Origin of the sequence: Rhodococcus kronopolitis (assembly GCF_042654025.1) — a bacterium.
GTDB lineage: Bacteria > Actinomycetota > Actinomycetes > Mycobacteriales > Mycobacteriaceae > Rhodococcus_G > Rhodococcus_G kronopolitis.
Map to the genome: position 1 here is coordinate 566,480 of NZ_JBHSFO010000002.1, position 23,135 is coordinate 589,614.

Annotated in this window: 23 protein-coding genes and 2 tRNA genes; 12 read left to right on the top strand and 13 right to left on the bottom strand. The window is 69.8% G+C overall.

Annotated elements, in window-relative coordinates; all coding sequences use genetic code 11:
- Nucleotides 1-231 precede the first annotated feature (231 nt).
- From ACFO6S_RS05920 to ACFO6S_RS05935, 4 genes are all read right to left on the bottom strand, one after another.
- A complete protein-coding gene (locus ACFO6S_RS05920) occupies nt 232-894 on the bottom strand; it encodes an ATP-dependent Clp protease proteolytic subunit (RefSeq protein ID WP_378414998.1) in 663 nt (220 codons plus the stop codon).
- A gap of 46 nt (nt 895-940) precedes the next feature.
- Complete coding sequence (locus tag ACFO6S_RS05925; RefSeq protein ID WP_378415000.1) at nt 941-1,528, bottom strand: ATP-dependent Clp protease proteolytic subunit; 588 nt, start codon at nt 1,526-1,528, stop codon at nt 941-943.
- Nucleotides 1,529-1,675: 147 nt separating this feature from the next.
- Nucleotides 1,676-3,034: a trigger factor gene (gene tig / locus ACFO6S_RS05930; protein ID WP_378415002.1), complete on the bottom strand. Its 1,359-nt coding sequence runs from the start codon at nt 3,032-3,034 to the stop codon at nt 1,676-1,678.
- A 76-nt stretch (nt 3,035-3,110) separates the two neighbouring features.
- A tRNA-Pro gene (locus tag ACFO6S_RS05935) sits at nt 3,111-3,187 on the bottom strand.
- A gap of 157 nt (nt 3,188-3,344) precedes the next feature.
- On the opposite strand from ACFO6S_RS05935, the gene ACFO6S_RS05940 reads away from it, so the two are divergent.
- Nucleotides 3,345-3,418 (top strand) — tRNA-Gly (locus ACFO6S_RS05940).
- Between the two features lie 163 nt (nt 3,419-3,581).
- On the opposite strand, the gene dinB is transcribed toward ACFO6S_RS05940, so the two are convergent.
- Nucleotides 3,582-4,868 carry a DNA polymerase IV gene (gene dinB, locus ACFO6S_RS05945; RefSeq protein WP_465269189.1) on the bottom strand — a complete coding sequence of 429 codons (1,287 nt, stop codon included), beginning with the start codon at nt 4,866-4,868 and terminating at the stop codon, nt 3,582-3,584.
- 142 nt (nt 4,869-5,010) lie between these two features.
- Between dinB and ACFO6S_RS05950 the strand changes: the two genes are divergently transcribed.
- Nucleotides 5,011-5,784: a DUF1542 domain-containing protein gene (locus ACFO6S_RS05950; protein WP_378415251.1), complete on the top strand. Its 774-nt coding sequence runs from the start codon at nt 5,011-5,013 to the stop codon at nt 5,782-5,784.
- A gap of 65 nt (nt 5,785-5,849) precedes the next feature.
- Here ACFO6S_RS05950 and ACFO6S_RS05955 read toward each other — a convergent pair whose 3' ends face one another.
- On the bottom strand, nt 5,850-6,647 hold the full coding sequence (locus tag ACFO6S_RS05955) for an Fpg/Nei family DNA glycosylase (RefSeq protein WP_378415005.1): 798 nt from the start codon (nt 6,645-6,647) through the stop codon (nt 5,850-5,852).
- Between the two features lie 9 nt (nt 6,648-6,656).
- Nucleotides 6,657-7,130 (bottom strand): ribose-5-phosphate isomerase, encoded by a 474-nt coding sequence (locus ACFO6S_RS05960; RefSeq protein ID WP_378415007.1) that lies wholly within the window; start codon nt 7,128-7,130, stop codon nt 6,657-6,659.
- Nucleotides 7,131-7,237: 107 nt separating this feature from the next.
- Here ACFO6S_RS05960 and ACFO6S_RS05965 point away from each other — a divergent pair, with 107 nt between their 5' ends.
- Entirely contained in the window at nt 7,238-8,107 is an 870-nt protein-coding gene (locus ACFO6S_RS05965) for a M48 family metallopeptidase (RefSeq protein WP_378415009.1), read from the top strand.
- A 40-nt stretch (nt 8,108-8,147) separates the two neighbouring features.
- Here the strand turns inward: ACFO6S_RS05965 and ACFO6S_RS05970 are convergent, their stop codons facing one another.
- Nucleotides 8,148-8,474 (bottom strand): hypothetical protein, encoded by a 327-nt coding sequence (locus tag ACFO6S_RS05970; protein WP_378415010.1) that lies wholly within the window; start codon nt 8,472-8,474, stop codon nt 8,148-8,150.
- Between the two features lie 106 nt (nt 8,475-8,580).
- On the opposite strand from ACFO6S_RS05970, the gene ACFO6S_RS05975 reads away from it, so the two are divergent.
- The 3 genes from ACFO6S_RS05975 (at nt 8,581) to ACFO6S_RS05985 (ending at nt 11,659) form a co-directional block, all read left to right on the top strand.
- Entirely contained in the window at nt 8,581-9,219 is a 639-nt protein-coding gene (locus tag ACFO6S_RS05975; protein WP_378415012.1) for a TetR/AcrR family transcriptional regulator, read from the top strand.
- 164 nt (nt 9,220-9,383) lie between these two features.
- Entirely contained in the window at nt 9,384-10,601 is a 1,218-nt protein-coding gene (locus ACFO6S_RS05980) for an LLM class flavin-dependent oxidoreductase (protein ID WP_378415014.1), read from the top strand.
- Nucleotides 10,598-11,659, top strand: coding sequence for an alcohol dehydrogenase catalytic domain-containing protein (locus tag ACFO6S_RS05985; protein WP_378415016.1), 1,062 nt, complete (start codon nt 10,598-10,600; stop codon nt 11,657-11,659). Before ACFO6S_RS05980 ends, ACFO6S_RS05985 begins: the two co-directional genes overlap by 4 nt.
- A gap of 68 nt (nt 11,660-11,727) precedes the next feature.
- Here ACFO6S_RS05985 and ACFO6S_RS05990 read toward each other — a convergent pair whose 3' ends face one another.
- A complete protein-coding gene (locus ACFO6S_RS05990; RefSeq protein ID WP_378415017.1) occupies nt 11,728-12,336 on the bottom strand; it encodes a mycothiol-dependent nitroreductase Rv2466c family protein in 609 nt (202 codons plus the stop codon).
- Nucleotides 12,337-12,559: 223 nt separating this feature from the next.
- On the opposite strand from ACFO6S_RS05990, the gene ACFO6S_RS05995 reads away from it, so the two are divergent.
- A complete protein-coding gene (locus tag ACFO6S_RS05995) occupies nt 12,560-13,792 on the top strand; it encodes an NAD(P)/FAD-dependent oxidoreductase (RefSeq protein ID WP_378415018.1) in 1,233 nt (410 codons plus the stop codon).
- A gap of 20 nt (nt 13,793-13,812) precedes the next feature.
- Here the strand turns inward: ACFO6S_RS05995 and ACFO6S_RS21255 are convergent, their stop codons facing one another.
- Nucleotides 13,813-15,228, bottom strand: coding sequence for a TetR/AcrR family transcriptional regulator (locus ACFO6S_RS21255; RefSeq protein WP_417714994.1), 1,416 nt, complete (start codon nt 15,226-15,228; stop codon nt 13,813-13,815).
- A 2-nt stretch (nt 15,229-15,230) separates the two neighbouring features.
- Between ACFO6S_RS21255 and ACFO6S_RS21260 the strand changes: the two genes are divergently transcribed.
- A complete protein-coding gene (locus ACFO6S_RS21260) occupies nt 15,231-15,398 on the top strand; it encodes a hypothetical protein (protein WP_417714995.1) in 168 nt (55 codons plus the stop codon).
- Between the two features lie 96 nt (nt 15,399-15,494).
- Complete coding sequence (gene pepN / locus ACFO6S_RS06010) at nt 15,495-18,074, top strand: aminopeptidase N (RefSeq protein WP_378415022.1); 2,580 nt, start codon at nt 15,495-15,497, stop codon at nt 18,072-18,074.
- Nucleotides 18,075-18,179: 105 nt separating this feature from the next.
- Here pepN and ACFO6S_RS06015 read toward each other — a convergent pair whose 3' ends face one another.
- The 3 genes from ACFO6S_RS06015 to ACFO6S_RS06025 all read right to left on the bottom strand — a co-directional run bounded on the left by ACFO6S_RS06015 (nt 18,180) and on the right by ACFO6S_RS06025 (nt 19,667).
- A complete protein-coding gene (locus tag ACFO6S_RS06015; RefSeq protein WP_378415024.1) occupies nt 18,180-18,650 on the bottom strand; it encodes a DUF5130 domain-containing protein in 471 nt (156 codons plus the stop codon).
- Nucleotides 18,637-18,897, bottom strand: coding sequence for an aa3-type cytochrome oxidase subunit CtaJ (gene ctaJ / locus ACFO6S_RS06020; protein WP_378415025.1), 261 nt, complete (start codon nt 18,895-18,897; stop codon nt 18,637-18,639). Before ctaJ ends, ACFO6S_RS06015 begins: the two co-directional genes overlap by 14 nt.
- A 110-nt stretch (nt 18,898-19,007) precedes the next feature.
- On the bottom strand, nt 19,008-19,667 hold the full coding sequence (locus ACFO6S_RS06025; RefSeq protein WP_378415027.1) for an HNH endonuclease: 660 nt from the start codon (nt 19,665-19,667) through the stop codon (nt 19,008-19,010).
- A gap of 167 nt (nt 19,668-19,834) precedes the next feature.
- Here ACFO6S_RS06025 and ACFO6S_RS06030 point away from each other — a divergent pair, with 167 nt between their 5' ends.
- The 3 genes from ACFO6S_RS06030 (at nt 19,835) to ACFO6S_RS06040 (ending at nt 22,622) form a co-directional block, all read left to right on the top strand.
- Nucleotides 19,835-20,230 carry a globin gene (locus tag ACFO6S_RS06030; protein ID WP_378415028.1) on the top strand — a complete coding sequence of 132 codons (396 nt, stop codon included), beginning with the start codon at nt 19,835-19,837 and terminating at the stop codon, nt 20,228-20,230.
- Between the two features lie 67 nt (nt 20,231-20,297).
- Nucleotides 20,298-21,887, top strand: a complete 1,590-nt coding sequence (locus ACFO6S_RS06035) for a glycoside hydrolase family 13 protein (protein WP_378415030.1) — start codon at nt 20,298-20,300, stop codon at nt 21,885-21,887.
- A 93-nt stretch (nt 21,888-21,980) separates the two neighbouring features.
- Nucleotides 21,981-22,622, top strand: coding sequence for a hypothetical protein (locus ACFO6S_RS06040; RefSeq protein WP_378415031.1), 642 nt, complete (start codon nt 21,981-21,983; stop codon nt 22,620-22,622).
- The last annotated feature ends 513 nt before the right edge of the window (nt 22,623-23,135 follow it).

Consider the following 23,135-nt stretch of genomic DNA (forward strand, 5'->3'; position numbering starts at 1 on the left):
TCGTCAGGTCCCTACTTCCTTGTCAGCTGCACTAGCTTTGCCCTGGCTCGGCGCCTCCGGGCCCCTCCGGCGGTCGGTCCGAGAGACTTGCACGGACTCCGCGGGCGAATGCCCCTGATGTGACGGTACCCGCACTCCGTGAACCAGGTCACTCTTGACTGCGTTCCGCGCGGCGGTGTCGCGACGCGGAACGCCGCCCGAACCGAACGTCGGCTCGGGCGGCGTGGGCGGCTACTTGCGCGCCGACAGCTTCCGGTACTCGAGCACGTTGTCGATGATCCCGTACTCCTTGGCCTGCTCGGCGGTGAGGATCTTGTCGCGGTCGGTGTCCTTGCGGATCACCGCGGCGTCCTTGCCGGTGTGCCGGGCGAGCGTGTCTTCCATCAGGCGACGCATCCGCTCGATCTCGGCGGCCTGGATCTCGAGGTCCGAGACCTGACCCTGGATGCCACCGCTCGACGGCTGGTGGATCAGCACCCGGGCGTTGGGCAGCGCCATGCGCTTGCCGGGGGTACCGGCGGCGAGCAGCACCGCGGCCGCGGACGCGGCCTGGCCGAGGCAGACGGTGGTGATGTCGGCCCGCACATACTGCATGGTGTCGTAGATCGCCATCAGCGAGGTGAACGAGCCACCCGGCGAGTTGATGTACATGGTGATGTCGCGGTCGGGATCGAGCGACTCGAGCACCAGCAGCTGCGCCATCACGTCGTTCGCGGAGGCGTCGTCCACCTGCACGCCGAGGAAGATGATGCGCTCCTCGAACAGCTTGTTGTACGGGTTGGACTCCTTGACGCCGTAGCTGGAGTGCTCGATGAAGGACGGCAGGATGTAGCGCGACTGCGGCGCGGCCGGTGCCTGGCCGCCCAGAGCGCGGGGTTCGAAGAGGTTGCTCATCAGTTCTCCAAGGGATGAAGTGGACGCGGGGACGGGGCGGGCCGGCTCAGTTGCCGGCGCCACCGGCCTCGCGTGCGCGGGAGACGACGTGGTCGACGAAGCCGTACTCGAGGGCTTCCTTCGCCGTGAACCAGCGGTCACGATCGGAGTCGAGGGTGATCTGCTCGAGCGTCTGGCCGGTGTGCTCGGCGATCAGCTCGGCCATTTCACGCTTGGTGTGCTTGAACTGCTCCGCCATGATCGCGATGTCGCTCGCGGAGCCACCGATGCCGGCGGACGGCTGGTGCATCATGATCCGCGCGTGCGGCAGGGCGTAGCGCTTGCCCTTGGTGCCGGCCGAGAGCAGGAACTGACCCATCGACGCGGCCAGGCCCATTCCGAAGGTCGCGACGTCGCACTCCGCGAACTGCATGGTGTCGAAGATCGCCATACCCGCGGTGACCGATCCACCGGGCGAGTTGATGTAGAGGGAGATGTCGCGCGTCGGGTCCTCCGCCGAGAGCAGCAGGATCTGTGCGCACAGCTTGTTGGCGATGTCGTCGTCAACCTGCGTACCGAGGAAGATGATGCGCTCGCGCAGCAGGCGCTCGAACACCGAGTCACTCAGATTCAGGCCCGAAGTGGCCGAAGTCATGGCGGGACTCTGAAAAGTCCCCGGGTTCTGTGAAGTCACGGTACCTGCCTTTTCCATAACTGAAACGTTGGTTCTTGACACTGACACTAACGAACAGGGACGGCCCCGGAGTCCCGGTGCCGTCCCTGTTCGCTGTAGGCGTGAAATCTAGCTCTCGTCGGACTCCGCGTCCTCGGCGGAAGCCTCGACGGTGCCGAACATCTCGGCGGTGTCAACGGTCTCGCCCGCCGTGTCGGTCACTGCGACCTTCACGACGACGGAGGCCAGCGCCTTGCCGCGACGCACGTCCGCGAAGACCGCGCCGAGCTGGCCGGCCTGCTGGACCTGCTGGATGAACTGGTCGGGCGAGATGCCGTACCGCTGCGCCTGGAAGATGATCCGCTCGGAGAGCTCCTGCTGATCGACCTGGGTGCCCTCGGCCTCGGCGATCGCGTCGAGCAGCAGCTGGGTCTTGACGCTGCGCTCGGCGGCCTCGGTGGCGTCCTTGGTGAACTCCTCGCGGCTGCTGCCCTGCTCCTCGAGCAGCTTGTCGAGGGCAGCCTCGTCGTGGTCCAGGCCGTGCACGGCGTCGTGCAGTGCGGCGTCGACCTCGGCCTTGACGATGGCCTCGGGCAGCGGGATCTCGACGGTCTCGAGCAGGGTCTCGAGGACCTTGTCGCGGATCTGTCCGGCCTGCTCGACCTTGCGCACCCGGCCGACACGCTCGGTCAGGTCGGCCTTGAGCTCCTCGAGGGTGTCGAACTCGCTCGCCAGCTGGGCGAACTCGTCGTCGGCCTCGGGCAGCTCGCGCTCCTTGACGGTGCCGACGGTGACCGTCACGACGGCCTCCTTGTCGGCGTGCTCACCGGCGACCAGCTTGGAGGTGAACTCCTTGGACTCGCCGGCCTTGAGGCCGATGAGGGCCTCGTCGAGGCCCGCGATCAGCTGGCCGGAGCCAACCTCGTGGGACAGGCCCGACGCGGTGGCCTCCGGGACGGCCTCGCCGTCGACGGTGGCCGAGAGGTCGATGGAGACGAAGTCGCCGTCCTGCACGCCCCGCTCGACGCCCGTGAGGGTGCCGAAGCGCTGACGCAGCTGCAGCAGCTGCTCCTCGACGGCCTCGTCGGTGATTTCGACCGGGTCGACGGTCACGGTCAGGGTGCTGAAGTCCGGCAGCGTGATCTCCGGGCGGACGTCGACCTCGGCGGTGAAGACGAGCTCCACGCCGTCCTCGAGCTTGGTGATGTCGATCTCCGGCTGACCGATGACCTTGACCTCGCCGGCCTCGACGGCCTCGGAGTAACGCGAGGGCAGTGCATCGTTGACGACCTGCTCCAGCACGGCGCCACGGCCGACGCGGGCCTCGAGCAGCTTGGCCGGAGCCTTGCCGGGACGGAAGCCGGGGAGACGGATCTGCTGCGCGAGGGCCTTGTAGGCCTTGTCGAAATCAGGCTTGAGCTCCTCGAAGGGCACCTCAACGTTGATACGGACCCGCGTCGGGCTCAGCTGCTCGACGGTGCTCTTCACGGACATGCTCCTTCGTGTGGTCTTACTGTTGCCATGCGGTACCGATCTTCGCCACCGCACATCTGCTCGCGTTTTCTGGTCGGGGTGACAGGATTTGAACCTGCGACCCTCCGCTCCCAAAGCGGATGCGCTACCAAGCTGCGCTACACCCCGTCAGGCTCACAAGGTTCCGCCGAATCGTGGTCTTGCGACCACCACGACGACTCCGAGAACGAATCCTACGGGCACCCGATTGGCGATGACAAAGCGAGGTTATGTACAGTCTGTCTCGCAGACGACATCAGTGGCGATCCCAGGCTGTCGTATGCGCGGGGATGTAGCTTAGTGGTAAAGCCTCTGCCTTCCAAGCAGATGATGCGGGTTCGATTCCCGTCATCCCCTCCACGTTCTGCACACAGCCCGTCGTCGACTTTTGTCGGTGGCGGGTTTTTTCGTGTCCGGCCACCCGAGATGACCGACCCCGACCGCGAGACACCGACGGTGTCGACGACGAAACATGTTCGGCGCCAATTCATTCCACCCAGAAGCACCCGAGGTCGCCGCCGCCCTACTCCGGGAGGATCGGCACGCTGACGCCCCGGTCCCGGCCGAGCAGGGCCGCGCGGGTGACCGCGACCGCACCGAACTTCGCACGCAGCGCGTCGAGCGTGGCGTCGAGTTCCACACCGCGCTCCGGCGCCGCGGTCGCGCCCGCGGATCGCTCGAAGTCCCGCTCGAACGGCAGCGCCAGCTGTTCGGCACCCTCGTGGTCGAGGTTGGTCAGCGCCACCCCGACCAGCGTCAGCCCGCGGTCGGCGATCGTCGGCCGAGCCGCGGCCAGCAGCTCCCGGGCCGCCGCGAGGATCACCTCCGTGCGGGCCGACGCCTGCCCGAGGGTCTGCGAGCGGGTGGCGCGCTCGAAGTCGCCGAAACGCAGGCGCAGCACCACCGTCCGGCAGGTCCGGTCGGCCGCGCGCAGCCGGCGCGCGACGCGGTCGACCAGCGCGGCCAGCGCGGCGTCGACCTCCGCGGGCGGGTGCGGCCCGCGGCCGAGCGCGTGCTGCGCGCCGATCGACTTCCTGCGCCCGCCGGTCTGGACCGCCCGCGGGTCGCGGGCCCAGGCGAGCTCGTGCAGGTGACGGGCCGCGGCCGCGCCCAGCACCGTCGCCAGCTCCCGCTCGGACACCTCGGCAATCTGGCCGACGGTGCCGATCCCGTACTCGCGCAGCTTGCCCGCCGTCACCCTGCCCACCCCCCACAGCCGCTCGATCGGCAGCGGGTGCAGGAAGGCGAGCTCGCGGTCCGGCGGCACCAGCAGCAGACCGTCCGGCTTGCCCACCGCGCTGGCGACCTTCGCGAGGAACTTGGTCCGGGCCACGCCGACGGTGATCGGCAGACCCACCCGCTCGCGCACCGCGCAGCGCAGCCGGGCCGCGATCTCGAACGGGGTGCCCGACACCCGGGCCAGTCCCCCGACGTCGAGGAACGCCTCGTCGATCGAGATGCCCTCGACCAGCGGCGTGGTGTCCGCGAACACCTCGAACACCGCCCGGCTCGCCGCCGCGTACGCGGCCATCCGCGGCGGGACCACCACCGCCTGCGGGCACAGTCGCAACGCCTGGGCCGCGCTGCCGGCCGTGCGCACCCCGTACGCCTTCGCCTCGTAGCTCGCCGCCAGCACCACCCCGCCGCCGACGATCACCGGCAGCCCACGCAGCGTGGGGTCGTCGCGCTGCTCGACCGCGGCGTAGAAGGCGTCGAGGTCGGCGTGCAGGATCGTCGCCGCCGCGTCGGACCGCGCCGACCCGGCGACCACCTGCCCCGGGATCTCCGAACCGGAATTGGACACGAACACATGTTCCCATCCGGCACCGACATGCCGCCTGGTCCGACCGGATCGCCGGTACGCTGGGCACTGTCCGGATCGCTCCTTCGGGAAGGCTCCAGTGGAAATCGTTCTGATCATCGCCGTCGTCGCCGTCGTCGTCTTCCTGGTCATGCGTGGCCAGAAACGCGCGGCCGGACACACCGCCACCCAGCTCGAGGACGCCAAGGCCGACGCCCGCCAGGCCATCGAGCGCCTCGGCGGCCAGGTGTACAACCTGACCGGCACCGACATGGCCGCCAAGCAGGCCCTGGCCGACGCCTCGGAGCGGCACATCGCCGCCGGCTCGCAGATCGACCAGGCCACCACCCCGGCGCAGGCGCGCCTGGCCAAGCAGACCGCACTCGAGGGCCTGTACTACATCCGCGCCGCTCGCACGGCCATGGGCATGGACCCCGGTCCCGAGGTACCCAGCATCGACGGCCAGCGTGCCGCAGGCGAGGTCACCGAGGACCGCGAGGTCGACTTCGAGGGCAGGCGGGTGGCCGCATCGCCGAACCCGTCACCGCGCACCCCGAACTACTACCCCGGCGGCCGGGTCGCGGGCCGACCCGTGCCCGCCGGCTGGTACTCCGAGCCGTGGTGGAAGCCCGCGCTGGTGGCGGGCGCCTGGGGCATCGGTTCGATGATGCTGTTCTCGGCCATGTTCAGCGGCATGGCGGGGGTGCCGTACGACGCGCAGGCCTTCGAGAACGGCCAGGGCGACGGCAGCGATGCCGGAGCCGACGGCGGCGCGGACGCGGACGGCGGTGCCGACGGGGGCGGCGGTGCCGACGGGGGCGGCGCGGACTACTCCGGCGGTGACAACTACGCCGGCGGTGACGACCTCGGTGGCGGCGGATTCGACGGCGGCGGCGGCGATTTCGGCGGGTTCGACGGCTTCTAGTTTCGGTCCACGCATCTTCGGCAGGCTCTCCCCCGGCATCCGGGCGGGATCCTGCCGAATCTCGTTCACGAGGACTGACAGGTGGGGCACCAGAACAGGTTGCGCGCCTTCATCACCGAGCCGGCAACCGGGGTCCCGCAGACCCGGCACGCCGATCCCGTCCGCCGGTAGACGTAGGTGCGGGGACGGTCCTTCGCGTACGCGGGGTCGCCGTTGTCGTGCTCGGGCCGCACCACGTGCATGACGCCCTCCCGCACCCCGACCGCCATCATGGTGACCAGGTCCGCCCAGATCGCCTCCCACTCGGCGGCAGTGACCTCGACACCCGGCCGCTCGGGGTGGATCTCGTGCCGGAACAGGACCTCGGCGCGGTAGACGTTGCCCACCCCCGCGAGCACCGCCTGGTCCATCAGCAGTGCGCCGATCGCGGTCCGCGACTTGGAGATTCGGCGCCAGGCGCGGTCCGGGTCGGCGTCCACCCGGAGCGGGTCCGGGCCCAGCCTGAGCTCGAGCGCCCGCACCTGCTCCTCGTCGTAGATCTCGCAGGCGGTGGGCCCGCGCAGGTCGGTGCCGGTCTCGGCGCCGACCATCCGCATCCGTACCTGCCCGACCGGCGCACCCATCGGCAGTGGCAGCTCGGTAAACTTGCCGTACAGCCCCAGGTGCACGTGCACGACGCGGCCGCCCTCGTAGTGGTGCAGCAGGTGTTTCCCCCACGCCTCCGCACGCACCAGCACCCGGCGGTCGACGAGCGCGGCCCCCGCCTCGAACCGGCCCTGCGGGCTCGAGACGCGAACGGGAGCACCCGCGAAGATTCGCTGGTGCTCCCGGGCCAGGCGGTGGAGGGTGTGTCCCTCAGGCATACGGCGAGCTCACGCCTCCGGCAGCGCGGGCGGAACGCCGGTGCGCTCGTACTCGGAGAGGATGTCGATGCGACGCTGGTGCCGCTCCTCGCCCGACCACGGCGTCGCCAGGAATGCGTCGACGATGGCCAACGCCTCCTCCAGGGTGTGCATCCGGCCGCCGATGCCGATCAGCTGCGCCTTGTTGTGCTGACGTGCCAGCTGCGCGGTCTCGACGCTCCAGGCCAGCGCGCAGCGGGCGCCGGGGACCTTGTTCGCGGCGATCTGCTCGCCGTTGCCGCTGCCGCCGAGCACGATGCCCAGGCTGCCCTCGTCGGCGACCACCCGGCGGGCGGCCTCGACGCAGAAGGCGGGGTAGTCGTCCACCGCGTCGTACTCGTGAGCGCCGCAGTCGACGGCCTCGTGTCCGTTGGCGGTGAGATGGTCGATGATCTGGTTCTTGAGCTCGAATCCGGCATGGTCGGCACCCAGGTATACGCGCATGCCCCAATTCTGACAGGTGGCGGCGGCGCCACCCGAACCGACCACACCCAGACCGGACCGCGCCGTGCGTTCGAGCGGATCACCGGCGCCGCCCTAGAGTCACCGCCATGGAGCAGATCCCGCCCCTCGCCCCGCCACCCGCCTTCCCGCCCACCGCCGGCACGCCACCGATGCCGGCACCGGGACTCTCGCCGTGGGGCCCGCCGGCGCTGCACCGCCTCGAGATCCCCCTGTTGGTCCTCGCGATCCTCGTCACCGCGCTGACCTACCTGGTCGCGATCTCGCTGCTGGCGACCGGGCGGTTGAGCACCTGGGTCGGCATCCTGCTGCTGGCCCCGCTGCTGGTCTACCTGGCACGCGGGCGGATGTACGCGGCGCAGCGGGTCAACGGCGTGAAGATGAGCCCGACGCAGTTCCCGGACGGGTACCGGCTGCTCGTCGAGGCGGCCGCGCGGTTCGGCATGGCGGAGGTCCCCGACGGCTACGTGGTCCTGGGCAACGGCCAGATCAACGCCTTCGCGTCCGGGCACGGATTCCGGCGCTACGTGGTGGTCTACAGCGACCTGTTCGAGGTCGGCGGCCTGGCCCGCGACCCGGACGCCCTCGCCTTCATCGTCGGCCACGAGGTCGGCCACATCGCGGCCGGGCACACCTCGTACTGGCGTCAGCTCGGCATGTTCGGCGCCAACTACATCCCGGTGATCGGCTCGTCGCTCTCGCGGGCCCAGGAGTACACCGCCGACAACCACGGGCTCTGCACCCGGCCCGCCGGCGCGGCCGGGGCGATCGGGGTGCTGGCTGCGGGCAAGTACCTGATGGGGCTGGTGAGCTTCGATGCGATGGCCGACCGGGCCGTCACCGAGCGGGGCTTCTTCCCCTGGCTGGTCAACGTCCTGGCCAGCCACCCGGTGCTGACCTGGCGGGCGGCCGCCCTGCGGGACCGGTCCCGGCACGGCCGGATCTTCTTCCGCCCGTAGGCGGCTCCGCCACGCAGGAGCCGGAACCGGCCACGAGTCGCTAGGACCGGACCACACGCTCGCAGTGGGCGCGCACCCGCCGGTTCTCTCCGTCCACCCAGCCCCTGGACTCGGCGTAGTCGATCATCGACACGAACTGCGGCAGCCAGTCGGTCACCCGGTCGGGGTGCGCCCGCACCGCGCGTTCCAGCTCGGCGATCTCGAGCCAGATATGGCCGCCGTCGACGATGCCCCACCCACCGAGCACCGAGGCCATCCGGTCGGCGTCGGGACCGCCGGACACCGTCACCGCGAGCCGCGTGAACTCGTCGACACCGGTCAGTGTCACCGGCGCGACGTCCGAATCCAGGTCCACCTCGAGCTGCACGGCGCGCACTCCTCCGACATCGATGTCACCAATTGGATCAGCCGATCCAATTGGTGCATTGGAATCCATCACCGGGGCTGCCGTCAAGATGTGAAATGCTCGGCGCATGTCCATCGCCTCCGGGAACCGCCAGGGCACCGCCACCCGCCTGCGCCTGATCAAGACGGCCGAACGGCTCTTCGCGACCCAGGGCGTCGACGCCGTGTCGGTGCGTGCGGTCAACGCCGCCGCCGGACTGGGCCCCGCGTCGGTGCACTACCACTTCGGCACCAAGGAGGACCTGCTCGCGGCGGTGCTCGTCGATCTCGGCGGCGCGGTGCGTGACCAGATCACGGCGAACGTCGCGGAACTGGCGGCGGCGCCACGGCCGGCCGACGCCGACGCGCTGGTCCGCGCGGTCACCGGGCCCTACCTGGAACTCCTTCTGCGCCAACGTACCCGGGGCATGCGCTGGGTCAAGATCATCGCGCAGATCTCGCCTGAAGGGCACCCGGCGCTGGAGGCGGCCGGCCGGGAACTGCAGCTCGCCCTGATGGGCCAGGTCCGCCGGACCTACCCGGAGGCCGACCCGGCTCGCCTGGACCGGCGCTGGGCGATCTCGGTGACGAGCTTCCTGCAGTCCCTGAGCCGGGCCGACGAATGGCGACGCGACGGCGGCCGCCTGTCCCCCGACGAGCTCGCCTCGTTCCACGAGGACCTGGTCGTGTTCGTGGTCGGCGGACTCGAACGACTGCTGGGCAGCTGAACCCGGCAGCACCAGCACCCGGCCCCTGACCGCGGAAACATTCAGATCACCTGATCCAGAAATTCAGGTGACCGCTGAGCGGGACATTTTTGGATCACCTGATCCAGTCTGGTGATAGAAATCGACCGAGCGCATGTGATGTCGCTCACGCCACGACCTTCGCCGTGTCAACAGTCGCCCGTCAGGAGATGACGCTCGTGTGGACCAGAGATTCCCTCGAATTCGGCGCGTTCCTCGCGCCCTACCACCCGCTCAACGCCGATCCCGCACTGCAACTGCGCCGGGACATCGACCTCATGGAGCACCTCGACCACCTCGGCTTCGCCGAGGCATGGATGGGTGAGCACCACTCGACCGGGGCCGAGATCGTCCCGGCGCCCGACATGTTCATCGCCGCCGCGGCCGAACGCACCGAGCGGATCCGGTTCGGCACCGGCGTCACCTCGCTGCCGTACCACCATCCACTCGTCACCGCGGACCGCATCACCCAGTTGGACCTGCAGACCCGCGGGCGACTGATCTTCGGGACCGGCCCCGGCAAGATCCCCCTCGACGCGCACATGATGGGCATCGACCCGTCCGACCAGCGCCGCATGCAGGGCGAGGCGCTCGAGGCGATCCTGCCGCTGCTGCGCGGCGAGGTCGTGAACATGGAGACCGACTGGTTCACCCTGCGCGACGCGCGCGCCCAGCTGCCCACCTACAACCCGGCCGGCATCGAGATCGCGACGGCCTCGACCATCTCCCCCAACGGCTCGGTACTCGCGGGAACGCACGGCCTGTCACTGCTGTCGCTGGCGGCGAGCTCACCGACCGGATTCGAGGCGCTCGGCCGCAACTGGGACATCTACGAGCAGGTCTCCGCGGAACACGGCCACGTCGCGGACCGGTCCACCTGGCGGGTGGTCAACCCGATGTTCCTCGCCGAGACCCGGGCGGACGCCGAGCGCGCCGTCAGCCGCCGGATCGGCTCGATGGCCGCCTACGTCAACCGGCAGACCGGACAGGACCCGGACTGGGCGCAGACCCCCCAGGGGATCGTCGACCAGTGGCGCGGCGACACCCTCGGCGAGTTCGGTCAGGCGATCATCGGCACCCCGGACGACGCGATCGCGCAGATCGAGCGACTGATCGAGCAGACCGGCGGGTTCGGCACCCTGCTCGTCCTGCACGTGGACATGGCGAGCTGGGAGGACACCAAGCGCAGCTACGAGCTGTTCGCCTCCGAGGTGATCCCGCACTTCAAGAACCGCAACGCCGGTCGCGAGGCCAGTCTGCAGTACGCGGCCGACAACCGCGACTACCTGATCGGCGGGCTGATCGGCGCAATCACCAAGGCGCACACCGACTACTACGGACAGCCCGCGGGAGTACAGGCGTGAGGGCGGCACAGTTCGCCGACGGCGCGTTCACGGTCACCGAGGTCCCGGACCCGCCTGCCGTCGGCCCCGGTCAGGTCCGGATCGACGTCGTCGCCTGCGGCATCTGCGGCAGCGACCTGAGCATGTCCAAGGACCCCTGCCGGTTCGTCCTCGTCGCGGAGAACGCGGGCTACCCGCTGGCCACCTTCGACACCGACCGCCCCGTCGTGCTCGGTCACGAATACGCGGGCATCGTCGCCGAGGTCGGTTCGGCCGTCACCGAGTTCGCCGTCGGCGACCGGGTTGCCGGCATCGGGCTCGCGACCGACAGCACCACCGGGATCCCGAAGATCATCGGCTACTCCAACGAGTACCACGGCGCCTTCGGCGAGCACATCGTCGTCGACGCCTTCTGGGTCCGCCACGTGCCCGAGGGGCTCTCGCTCGAGCACGCCACCCTCGCCGAGCCGCTGCACGTCGGCGAGATGCACATGCAGCAGTCCGGTCTCACCGCCGCGGACTCGGCGCTGGTGATCGGCTGCGGCACCATCGGTCTCGGCGCCGTCGTCGCCGCCAAGGCCCGCGGGGCGCAGCTGGTGATCGCGTCCGAGCCGTCACCGAAGCGACGCGAGCTGGCCGCGAAGATGGGCGCCGACATCGTCGTCGACCCCAACGAGCAGGATCCCATCGAGCTGTGGAACCGGATGGTCGCCGAGGGCAACACCCTCGTCGGGCAGGCGGGCGCGGGCATCCTCATCGCCTACGAGTGCAGCGGCCGCGCCGGGATTCTGGGCACCCTGATGCACACCATGCCGTTCAACTCGCGGATCCAGGTGCTGGCGGCGCCGTTCGGGGACGAGACGATCATCCCGGTGGTCGGGCAGTTCCGCCGGATCGCTGTCAACTTCGGCCACGGCCCGTACGAGGACGCCTACGACATCACGCTGCGGCGACTGGCCGACGGCGAGATCGACGCCGAGGCGATCATCACCGGCCGGGTCGGGCTGGACGGGGTCGAGGACGCGTTCACCGCGCTGCGCGACCCCGACGAGCACGTGAAGATCCTGGTCCTGCCGTAGGCGGCTCCGCCACTCGTGCGCGGTCGACGGGTCCACAGACCCGTCAACCGCGCACGAGCACGACGTGCCTACTCGAAGGACGGGTCCTCGTTGCGGCTGCGCTTGAGCTCGAAGAAGTGCGGGTACGACGCCAGCGCGACGGTGCCGTCCCAGACCTTGCCCGCGTCCTCGCCGCGCGGGATGCGGGAGAGCACCGGCCCGAAGAACGCGACGCCGTTGACGTGGATGGTGGGGGTGCCGACGTCGGGGCCGACGGCGTCCATGCCGGCGTTGTGGCTGGCCCTCAGCTCCTCGTCGTAGTCGCCGGACTCCGCCGCCGCGGCCAGCTCCGCGGGCAGGCCGACCTCGGCGAGCGCCTCCGCGATCACGACGGGCAGGTCCTTGTTGCCCTGGTCGTGGATGCGCGTGCCCATCGCCGTGTACAGCGGCAGCAGCACGTCCTGGCCGTGGTCGCGGGCCGCGGCGATCGCCACCCGGACCGGGCCCCACGCGCGGACCATCAGGTCCTGGTACTCCTCCGGCAGGTCCCGGCCCTCGTTGAGCACGGCCAGGCTCATCACGTGGAAGCTCGCGTCGATGTCGCGGACCTTCTCGACCTCGAGGATCCAGCGCGAGGTGATCCAGCACCACGGGCAGAGAGGATCGAACCAAAAGTCGGCGGTGTCCTTTGCGGTCACGGGCTGCGCTCCTGTCGTCTACGTCGTCCGGGGCGGTGGCCACCGGCACGACACCGGTCTGTCTGCCATGCCAACCTGCCACGGCCGCAATTGCTTCCCACGCCGCACCCACCGCTCCGTATTCGTCTCCGCCCCGGGACCGCCGGTGCGCAGTAGGGTCGGGAGGCAAGACCCGTTCGGATCCGACAGTTCACCCTCACCAGGGGAAACGGAGCGTGACGCGATGTCCTCGAACCGCACATTTGTCATCGTCGGCGGCGGCCTGGCCGGTGCGAAGGTGGCGGAAGCCCTCCGCGAGAAAGACTTCGACGGGTCGATAGTGCTGCTCAGCGCGGAGGACCACCTCCCCTACGAACGTCCACCTCTGTCCAAGCAATACCTCGCGGGCAGGAAGTCCCTCGCGGAGTTCACCGTCCACCACGGCGACTGGTACCGCGACAACCACGTCGACCTGCGGCTCGGCACCGTGGCCACCGCCCTGGACCGCGACGCCCACCTGATCACCCTCCCCGACGGCTCGACGCTGGGCTACGACAAGCTCGCGCTGGCCACCGGGTCCCGCTCGCGGCGTCCCCCGATCCCGGGCGCCGACGCCGAGGGCGTGCACTTCCTGCGCACCGTCGAGGAGTCCGACACCCTGCTCGACGCCCTGGCCCCGGGCGCCCGGCTGGTGGTGATCGGCGCGGGCTGGATCGGCCTCGAGGTCACCGCCGTCGCCCGCGAGCGCGGCGTGATCGTCACCGTTGTCGAGTCGGCGGAACTGCCGCTGCTGGCCGCTCTTGGCGCCGAGATGGGCACCGTGTTCGCCGAGCTGCACCGTGAGCACGGCGTCGACCTCCGGTTCCAGGCCCGGGTCGAGGAGATCACCACCGCCGACGGCCGGGCCACGGGCGTGCGGCTGGCCTCCGGTGACGTGCTGGCCGCCGACGCGGTCCTCGTCGCCGTGGGCGCGCAGCCGAACATCGAGCTGGCCGAGTCGGCCGGGTTGAAGGTCGACGGCGGCGTGGTCGTCAACTCCTCGCTGCGGACCAGCGACCCGGACATCGTCGCGGTCGGCGACATCGCCGCACAGTTCCACCCGGTGCTCGAAACCCGTATCCGGGTGGAGCACTGGGCCAATGCGCTCAACCAGCCGTCGGCGGCCGCGGCGACCATGCTCGGACACGCCACCGACTACACCAACCTGCCGTACTTCTTCACGGACCAGTACGACCTCGGCATGGAGTACGTCGGCTGGGCCCCCAAATACGTCCGGATCGTGGTGCGCGGCGACGTCGCCCGGCGCGAGTTCGTCGCGTTCTGGCTCGACGGCGACCACCGGGTCCTGGCCGCGATGAACGTCAACGTCTGGGAGATCGGCGAGGTGCTGCGGGCCCTGATCCTGAGCCGGGTGCCGGTGGACCCGGTGGCGCTGTCCGACCCGGGCGTGCCGCTCACCGAGGTCGCCGCACCCTAGGCCGTGTTTCAGAGGTGGTGTTACGCAGCGATCAAAGCAGGCAACACCGTCGCAATGACCGAGGCGGTGAACTCGGCCATCGGTTCCTGCGGGTGCTCGGGTCCGTAGAACTGCTCGAGGAAGGCCCGTAGGTAGCAAGCGCCGGCGATGGCCGACGCGGCCCCGTTGATCGGGGCGCCGGCAACGATGGTGCCGGTGTGCTGCTCGTTCTGAAGGAATCGGGCCACGGCGGCCGGGAGAAGAGCCGGGCCTGCACCGTGTGCCATGACGGCGGCTCGGTGTCGTTCGAGGAGTTCAGCGTCGGAGAACAGGGAGGCGCCGATTGCGAACGTCTGTCGATAGAACGCCGTGATCTGCTCGATGGTCGCCACCAACCTGCCCTCGAGAGTGCTGGAGGCGCCGGGGGTGCGATCGGTGCGGGTGAGAATGTCGACGACGGGAACCCGTTCACGCAGGACGCTCAGAAATAGGTCGACTTTGTCGTCGAACAGCTTGTAGATCATCGCCTCCGAGTAGCCGGCGACCGCCGCGATCTCCTTCGTTGTTGCCCGGGAAAGCCCTCTGTCCCGCATGGTGCTCGCGGCTGCATCCAGGATCCGGTCACGCGCGGTGGGTGCAGCATTGTCGGGCATGTCCCGACGGTAGCCTACGATCTTGGTTAGTGAGTACCCACTAACCAAGGAGTCTGCATGCTGGTGATCGCGATCGAAGTCCTCCTCGTTCTCTGCGTACTCCTCACCACATGGTTCGTCGGATACGTGGTCTATCGCCTGGTGACGGACAAGTAGGGCCGGGTTCACCAGGCTCCTGCCGATCGTCACAGCGAAGGGAGAGGCGTCGCCGAACGCGGCCGAGATGAGGTCATCGAAGTCACGTGCCCAGCACAGCGGCGCCAGGGGCGCGAGCGGATCTGCCTGACGCGCAGTGGGCACAGCTCGGTCCGCTGCCGCCGAGGGGGAAGAAGTCGGGCCGTCCACCGAAGTGGACGAAGCGACAGCTGATCGACGGGATCCGGTAGCAGACCCGTACCGGGCCGGGACGTCCCGGCCCGGTACGGACCGTGGCAGACGATCTACGGACTGTTCCGCCGCTGGCGGCACTCCGGAGTGCGGGCGCATGTCCACACCCTGCTGCAGGCCCTCGCCGACGCCGCCAGCCAGATCGCGTGGGACGTCAGCGTCGACTCGACCATCGCCCGCGCCCACCAGCACGCGGCCGGCGCCCGCCGTGACGGTGCCGGGCAGACCGAGCCGCCCGGCGGGATCGAGACCGAACCCGCCGACCACGCGTTGGGTCGCTCGCGTGGCGGTTGGGCCACGAAAACCCATCTGGCGTGCGAGCAGGGCCGCAAACCGCTGTCGCTCGTCGTCACCGCAGGCCAGTGCGAGGACAGTCCGCAGTTCGCCACCGTTCTCGACCAGCCGGTGGCCGGCCACCGGTGTTCGACCGCGAGCACTACAAGCAGCGTCACGCGGTCGAGGGCGGCATCAACCTGCTCGAGCAGAACCGTGCCGTGGCAACGAGATACGACAAGCTCGCCGTCCGCTACACCGCCACCGTCTGCGTCGCCGCGATCGGCCTGTGGCTCCGCACTCCGAACTTATGAAACACGGCCTAGTCGGCGTGCGGTCGTGGGGCCGGGCCCGGCGCGTCGTGATGGGATGGAGGCGTTCACCTTTCCCGACCCCGAGGAGTGTCCGACGTGGCCCCACCGAACCTGACCCGCGACCAGGCAGCGCAGCGCGCGGAGCTGTTGACGGTCGACAACTACCGCATCGAGCTGGACCTGACCGACGGCAACGGGGCCCCCGGCGAGCGCACCTTCCGCTCCCGCACCACGGTCACCTTCGGTGCGCGGGCCGGCGGGCAGACCTTCGTCGACCTGGTCGCCGAACGCGTCCACGGCGCCACCCTGAACGGGCGCGCCCTCGACGTCGCCGGCTACGACGAGTCCACCGGCCTGACGCTGACGGACCTCGCCGAGCGCAACGAGCTGGTCGTCGAGGCGGACTGCGCCTACTCCAACACCGGCGAGGGGCTGCACCGCTTCGTCGACCCCACCGACCGGTCCGTGTACCTGTACTCGCAGTTCGAGACGGCCGACGCCAAGCGGATGTTCGCCTGCTTCGACCAGCCGGACCTCAAGGCCACCTTCGACGTCGCCGTCACCGCGCCCGAGGACTGGAAGGTCATCTCGAACTCGGCCACCGTAGAGACGCTCGCGGCCACGCCGGGCCGGCACGTCTTCCGCACCACCCCGCGGATGAGCACCTACCTGGTCGCGCTGATCGCCGGCCCCTACTCGGCGTGGACCGACTCGTACTCCGACGAGCACGGGCACATCCCGCTGGGCCTGTACTGCCGCGCCTCGCTGGCCGAGCACATGGACGCCGAGCGGCTGTTCACCGAGACCAAGCAGGGCTTCGAGTTCTACCACCGCAACTTCGGGGTGCCGTACGCGTTCGGCAAGTACGACCAGCTGTTCGTGCCCGAGTTCAACGCGGGCGCAATGGAGAACGCGGGCGCGGTGACCTTCCTCGAGGACTACGTGTTCCGGTCCAAGGTCACCCGGTACTCCTACGAGCGGCGCGCCGAGACGGTGCTGCACGAGATGGCGCACATGTGGTTCGGCGACCTCGTGACCATGACGTGGTGGGACGACCTGTGGCTCAACGAGTCCTTCGCGACCTTCGCCTCGGTGCTGTGCCAGACCGAGGCCACCGAGTACACCAACGCCTGGACCACCTTCGCGAACGTCGAGAAGTCCTGGGCGTACCGGCAGGACCAGCTGCCGTCGACGCACCCGATCGCCGCGGACATCCCGGACCTGGCCGCCGTCGAGGTGAACTTCGACGGCATCACCTACGCCAAGGGTGCGTCGGTGCTCAAGCAGCTGGTCGCCTACGTCGGTCTGGAGCCGTTCCTGGCCGGCCTGCGCGCCTACTTCGCCGAGCATGCCTTCGGCAACGCCACCTTCGACGACCTGCTCGCCGCCCTCGAACGCGCCTCCGGCCGCGACCTGTCCGAGTGGGGTGCGCAGTGGCTCAAGACCACCGGGCTGAACATCCTGCGGCCGGAGTTCGAGGTGGACGCCGACGGGCGGTTCACCTCGTTCGCGGTGCTGCAGGACGGCGCCTCGCCCGGCGCAGGCGAGACCCGCGTGCACCGGCTGGCGATCGGCGTCTACGACGACTCCGACGCCGGGAAACTGGTCCGCACCGAGCGCATCGAGCTCGACGTCGAGGGCCCGCGCACCGAGGTGCCGGAGCTGGTCGGCGTCGCCCGCGGCCAGCTGGTGCTGATCAACGACGACGACCTCACCTACTGCTCGGTGCGCCTGGACCCAAAGTCGCTGACCACCCTCATCGAGCGGATCGGCGACATCGTCGACCCGCTGCCCCGCACCCTGGCCTGGTCCGCGGCCTGGGAGATGACGCGCCAGGCCGAGCTCAAGGCCCGCGACTTCGTCGCCCTGATCCAGCGCGGGATCGGCGCCGAGACCGAGGTCGGCGTCGTGCAGCGGCTGCTGATGCAGGCGCACACCGCGCTGGCCGGCTACGCCGAGCCGGGTTGGGCCGCCGAGACCGGCTGGCCGGACTTCGCGAACCGCCTGCTCGAGCTGGCCCGCGAGGCCGAGCCGGGCTCGGACCACCAACTGGCGTTCGTCAACGCACTGGCAGGCGCGCAGCTGTCGCCGTGGCACACCGAGGTGCTGGCCGAGCTGCTCGACGCGGACCCGGCGACGCTCGGGCTGCCCGGACTGGTCGTGGACACCGACCTGCGGTGGCGACTGGTGCAGGCGCTGGCCGCGGCGGGCGAGGTCGACGCCGGCGATGTCGCGTCACCGTTCATCGATGCGGAGGAGCAGCGGGACCCGACCGCGGCCGGTGCCCGTCAGGCTGCCGCGGCCCGGGCGGCCCGGCCGCAGGCCGCGGTCAAGGACCAGGTCTGGGCGACCGTCGTCGGCGACGACTCGGTCCCGAACATCACCGCCCGCGCGATCATCGCCGGGTTCGCACCGACCGGTCAGGGCGAGCTGCTCGCGCCGTACGTGGCGCGGTACTTCGCCGACATCGCCGGGGTGTGGGAGCGCCGCTCGAGCGAGGTGGCGCAGACGGTTGTGGTCGGGCTGTACCCGGCCTGGTCGGTCAGTGACGCCGCGGTGGCGGCGGCGGACGAGTTCCTCGCCGGCGAGCATCCGCCGGCGCTGCGTCGACTGGTGGTCGAGGGCCGGGCGGGCATCGTCCGGTCGCTCGCGGCCCGGGCGTTCGACGCCGGCTGACCCCGGAAACGCCAGTGACCGAATGTCACGTTCGTTCAGTCCGACTGACTGAACGTGACATTCGGTCACGTGGCCGGGCGCGAACGCCCGACGTGCCTGGATGTTCTACGGGCGCGCGATGGCCGCGCTCATCACGTTGATTGCGCTGATCAGGCCGTCGATCAGGTCGGCCTCACCGAAGGAGGAGACCGCCGCGGTCACGCCCAGCTGGGCGACGCGGTCGGTGACCCGGTCGGCGACGACCTTGCCGGAGCGGATCTCGATCGCGCGCTGGTTCGGCGAGACCGCGATCAGGACCGAACGCTCGGCCTCGGGGGTCGTCGGGAACAGCTGCTCCACGCCGGCCGCCGGATCCTCGCCGAGCGGTCCCAGGTACACGTTGAACCGCACCTTGGTCGACCGCGTCGCGTCCGTCAGGGCGTCGTCGAGCGCCACCAGTTCGTCGACGCTGAACGGCAGATCGTCGAACTCCTCGCCGATCCGGTGCACTCCCGAGACGCGTCCGCTGGCGGTCACGACGGACCCCACCGGAAGGTCGGCCTCGATCACTGCCGGGAAACGGTTACCACCTGCCACTTGCCGTACCTCCGATCAGATCAGCGGAACCGGCCGTGATTGCCGCATGCCCACCGTGGTGACCGGCAACGGTCACCTCGTCGACTGCGGACCACAACACCGGCTTGTGCGTCCATTCCTTGTCCAGCGAGTAGTGCTCGGGCGTGGTGCCCGCCACCGGCTTTGCAAGGTAGGACAGCCCCGCGATGATCGCCGTGATGACCACGGGGATCGCTACGTAGATCAGCACTGTCTCAATAATGCTCACCAGGCAAACGGTAGCCCAGTCAGCACCGATTTGTGCTGTCGGGGCCAACCTTTTGTACTGCCGGTGAATCCTTCGACGCGGTGGGCCTCGACCGGCTCCGGCCGCGGTGCTTACGCGGCGCCCTCACCCAGGTAGCGAAGCCACACCGGATCGAGTTCCTTGTTGTCCGCCAGCAGCCGCCAGTGCCGCCCCTTGGGCGGGACCAGCGCGGCCCGCAGCGTCCAGCCCAACTCGCTGAGCAACCGGTCGGCCTTGCGGTGGTTGCACGGGGCGCAGCACGCGACGCAGTTCTCCCACGAGTGGCCGCCGCCGCGGCTGCGCGGCACCACGTGGTCGATGGTCTCGGCCTTGTCGCCGCAGTAGGCGCACCGGAACCGGTCGCGGTGCATCAGCGCGGCGCGGGTCATCGGGATCCGGGCGCGGTACGGGACCCGCACGTAGTTCCGCAGCCGGATCACCGACGGCACCTGCAGCGAGTACTCCGCGGAGTGGATGATCTGCCCCAGCGGGTCCTCGTGGACGGCGGCGGCCTTGTCGCAGACCAGCAGGACCACGGCGCGGCGGACGGGGAGGGCGGTCAGCGGTTCGTAGGTGGCGTTGAGCAGCAGCACCCGGCGTTTCACCCAGGCGGGTACCGCGTCCTCGCCCAGGCCCGAGGGTCTGGCGCCCTCGTCGATCAATTGCAGTGAAGAAGCCCCCGGCTCCCGTGACGTGCCGGGAACGGTGGGCTCGAGTTGTCGATGCGCGCGTGCGCCGTGTCGGTGCTTCATGCGACCTCCGGAAACCAGTGCCACCAAGTTGACCACGGATTACCGCCGTGTGCACGCACATTTTCGCGACATCTGCCCGACATCGACGTGAACGAACGGCCCGCCGGCGCGCTCACCACGCACGCCCTTCGACAGCGCGCGGGCGGGACGGGCACAATGAAGGCGCCATGACTGAACCCGAATTGAGCTTCTACGACGCAGTCGGCGGTGCCGAGACGTTCCGCCGGCTCACCGCCCGGTTCTACGAGGAGGTGGCCGAGGACGAGATCGTCCGGCCGATGTACCCCGAGGAGGACCTCGGGCCCGCCGAGCGCCGCATGCGGATGTTCCTCGAGCAGTACTGGGGCGGCCCGCGCACCTACTCCGACGAACGCGGCCACCCGCGGCTGCGGATGCGGCACCAGCCCTTCCGGATCGGTCCGCTCGAGCGGGACGCCTGGCTGCGCTGCATGCACGTCGCGATCGCCTCGATCGAACCCGAGGTCCTCGACGACGCGCACCGGCGTGCACTGATCGACTACATGGACATGGCGGCGGCGTCGATGGTGAACGCGCCGATCTGATCGCCACACCCCGCCGACCGGTCTCACGGGATGTGTCGGTGGCCCGGGTTTGGCACTATGTGCAGTTGTGAACACCGACGAGAAGACATCGCCGACGGCCGATCCGTGGTGGACGAACGCGGTGTTCTACCAGATCTACCCGCGCTCGTTCGCCGACTCGAACGGCGACGGTGTCGGCGACCTCGGCGGGGTCCGGGAGCGGCTCGGCTACCTCGAACTGCTCGGCGTCGACGCGATCTGGCTGAGCCCGGTGATGCGCTCGCCGATGGCCGACCACGGCTACGACGTCTCCGACCCCCGCGACATCGACCCGCTGTTCGGCGACCTCGAGGCCATGTCCGCGCTGGTCACCGAGGCCCACGCGCGCAAGATCCGGGTCACCATGGACCTGGTCCCCAACCACACCAGCGTCGAGCACGAGTGGTTCACAGCGGCCCTGGCGGCGGCGCCGGGCAGCCCGGAGCGTGACCGGTACCTGTTCCGCGACGGTCGCGGCGCCGACGGCGCGGAGCCGCCGAACAACTGGCCGAGCATCTTCGGCGGGCCGGCCTGGACTCGCGTCACCGAGGCGGACGGCTCCCCGGGACAGTGGTACCTGCACATCTTCGCGCCCGAGCAGCCCGACCTGAACTGGGAGAACCCGGAGGTGGCCGAGGACCTGGCGAAGACCCTGCGCTTCTGGCTGGACCTCGGGGTGGACGGCTTCCGCATCGACGTCGCGCACGGCATGGCCAAGCCCGAGGGCCTGCCCGACCACGACTGGGACACCAACAAGCTGCTCAGCAACGACGACGACGATCCGCGGTTCAACAATCCCGGCGTGCACGAGATCCACCGCGGACTTCGGCGGGTGATGGACGAGTACCCGGGCACCATGGCAGTCGGCGAGATCTGGGTCCGCGACAACGAGCGTTTCGGCGAGTACATCCGGCCCGACGAGCTGCACCTGGGCTTCAACTTCCGGCTCGCCGAGGCCGAGTTCGGCGCGGAGTCCGTGCGGGCGGCCATCGAGAACTCGCTGGCCGCCGTCGCGGGTGTCGGCGGCACCCCCACCTGGACGCTGTCGAACCACGACGTCGAGCGGGAGGTCACCCGCTACGGGGGCGGCCGGGTGGGCACCGACCGGGCGCGGGCGATGGCCCTGGTGGAGCTGGCGCTGCCCGGCGCGGCGTTCATCTACAACGGCGCCGAGCTGGGCCTGCCGAACGTGGAGCTGCCCGACTCCGCGTTGCAGGATCCGGTCTGGGAGCGGTCCGGCCACACCGAGCGCGGCCGGGACGGCTGCCGGGTGCCGCTGCCGTGGGAGCGGGCAACCCCGCCGTTCGGGTTCACCTCCGTGGGTTCGCCGTGGCTGCCGATGCCGCCGGAGTGGGCCTCGCTGACCGTCGAGGCCCAGCTCGAGGACCTCGGGTCGATGCTCACGCTCTACCGCACGGCGCTGGACCTGCGGGGTACCCGCCCGGAGTTCAGCGGCACCGAGATCGACTGGTACGGAAGCCCTCCCGGCTGCCTGGCCTTCCGCAGGCGGGGCGGGCTGACCTGTGCGCTCAATGCCACCGACGCGCCGATCCCACTGCCGCCCGGCGAGTTGCTACTGGCCAGCGCACCGCTGGTCGACGGGGCGCTGCCGTGCAACGCAGCGGCGTGGCTGGTCTGAGCGCCGGTACGGCAGGAGCCTGCCACGCAACGATTCACGGCACACCGACAGCAAATCGCGCATTCGGACAAATCGCCAACTAAACTGCGGCCCATGCTGATTCACCCGACCTTGCGGATGCAGTCATGGGGATTCGTCGTCGGCGCGCTGCTGTTCGCTCTCGGATCCGCACCCTGGCTTTCCACAGCCATGGGCGCCACCGGCGCCAACACCGCCTTCTTCGTCGGATCGTGGTTCTTCACCGGCGCCGCGTTCGTCCAGCTGACGCTGAGCGGCCCCGCCACCACCACCGACCAGGGCAAACCGGCGATACGGGCCGAGTGGCTCTCCGCAGCGATTCAATTCCTCGGTACCCTGCTGTTCAACATCAGTACGGGAGCGGCGCTACACGCCCACACGATCAAGGGCGAGATGCACCTGGTCTGGAATCCCAACGCCGAAGGTTCCGTCGCCTTCCTGCTGAGCAGTGCCCTCGCAGTCCTGATGCTGCAGCGCGCCAACCAGATCTGGGAACCCGGCTCGAAGGACTGGCAGAGCGTGTGGCTCAACATGCTCGGCTCCATCGCATTTGGTGTATCCGCCGTGGGCGCCTTCATCACCCGCAACGGCACCGCAATGGACGAGGTGCTCTCCGTGGGCGGCACGTTCGTCGGCGCGCTGTGCTTCCTCGCCGCCTCCGCCATCTTCCTCGGGAAGGACGACGAGCCCGCCGGAGAGCTGGCCGGCGCCAGCTGACCGTCGGCAATGCACGGCGATTCCCAAACCGGGCCGCGCCGCGCAGGCAACCCCGGAATCGCTGCGGACCTGGACCAGACAGGCCAATTCGATACTGCTCGGCGACCCGAGGGAACTCGTCCCCCGCAAGCGGGAGGTACCCGACCTTTCCGCCGCTGACCTGCGGTTCACCGACGACATGCGCGCACAGAACCACAGGATCGTGTCGATCTGCCGAGTGCTCACCGCACCAGGAGTCCAGGTCGCCGCACGCACGTACCGGAACTGGAAGACCGCACCAGCATCGGAGCGGACCGTCTCGGCTACCCCCGTCGCGAACGCGCTGCGGGGCACGGCCGGCACCGCAGAGGGGCTTTACGGGCGCCGCAGGACGACCGCCCACCTGCGCCGCACGGACAACCCGGTCGCCGCCTGCACCGTCGACCGACTCATGACGGACGAGGCCTGTCCGGCATCGTCCGCGGCCGCCGGCCGGACCCCGCCCCCAATCACTTCGCGCAACGGGGACCCCCG

Bases quoted from the DNA above. Each gene is read 5' to 3' on its own strand.
- ACFO6S_RS05920 (WP_378414998.1), bottom strand. From the start codon at position 894: ATGAGCAACCTCTTCGAACCCCGCGCTCTGGGCGGCCAGGCACCGGCC.
- ACFO6S_RS05925 (WP_378415000.1), bottom strand. From the start codon at position 1,528: ATGACTTCGGCCACTTCGGGCCTGAATCTGAGTGACTCGGTGTTCGAG.
- ACFO6S_RS05950 (WP_378415251.1), top strand. From the start codon at position 5,011: ATGCGTGGCCAGAAACGCGCGGCCGGACACACCGCCACCCAGCTCGAG.
- ACFO6S_RS05955 (WP_378415005.1), bottom strand. From the start codon at position 6,647: ATGCCTGAGGGACACACCCTCCACCGCCTGGCCCGGGAGCACCAGCGA.
- ACFO6S_RS05960 (WP_378415007.1), bottom strand. From the start codon at position 7,130: ATGCGCGTATACCTGGGTGCCGACCATGCCGGATTCGAGCTCAAGAAC.
- ACFO6S_RS05965 (WP_378415009.1), top strand. From the start codon at position 7,238: ATGGAGCAGATCCCGCCCCTCGCCCCGCCACCCGCCTTCCCGCCCACC.
- ACFO6S_RS05975 (WP_378415012.1), top strand. From the start codon at position 8,581: ATGTCCATCGCCTCCGGGAACCGCCAGGGCACCGCCACCCGCCTGCGC.
- ACFO6S_RS05995 (WP_378415018.1), top strand. From the start codon at position 12,560: ATGTCCTCGAACCGCACATTTGTCATCGTCGGCGGCGGCCTGGCCGGT.
- ACFO6S_RS06025 (WP_378415027.1), bottom strand. From the start codon at position 19,667: ATGAAGCACCGACACGGCGCACGCGCGCATCGACAACTCGAGCCCACC.
- ACFO6S_RS06030 (WP_378415028.1), top strand. From the start codon at position 19,835: ATGACTGAACCCGAATTGAGCTTCTACGACGCAGTCGGCGGTGCCGAG.
- ACFO6S_RS06040 (WP_378415031.1), top strand. From the start codon at position 21,981: ATGCTGATTCACCCGACCTTGCGGATGCAGTCATGGGGATTCGTCGTC.